This is a genomic window from Pseudomonas sp. 51_B (assembly GCF_017491595.1).
In the GTDB taxonomy this organism is placed as follows: domain Bacteria; phylum Pseudomonadota; class Gammaproteobacteria; order Pseudomonadales; family Pseudomonadaceae; genus Aquipseudomonas; species Aquipseudomonas promysalinigenes.
This window is the reverse complement of the sequence record NZ_JAFGYW010000605.1, coordinates 1-240: the sequence shown is the minus strand read 5'-3', so window position 1 is coordinate 240 and position 240 is coordinate 1. Positions and strand designations below refer to the sequence as shown.

Here is a 240-nt window from a genome sequence, read left to right as displayed (position 1 = left end):
GGCTCAGCACATTGCCGAACTGCGGGTTGCTCTGGCCCCAAATATCGCGCGTGAAGATATCGGCGCGAAACGCGAAAGCGGCAATGACCACGAAGATCAGCAACGGCACGATTTTGGCCACAGTGGTGACCAGGTTGATGAAGGCTGCTTCCTTGATGCCGCGCAGTACCAGAAAATGCACGGCCCACAGCAGCACCGATGCAGCGATGATGGCCGCGGGGGTGTTACCTTCGCCGAAGA

The 240-nt window shown here is 58.8% G+C and carries 1 protein-coding gene; it reads right to left on the bottom strand.

Annotation, left to right across the window (positions count from 1 at the left end):
• Positions 1 to 240, bottom strand: a 240-nt coding sequence (locus tag J5M56_RS27325) for an amino acid permease (protein WP_207938235.1), incomplete at both ends; no start/stop codon positions are given.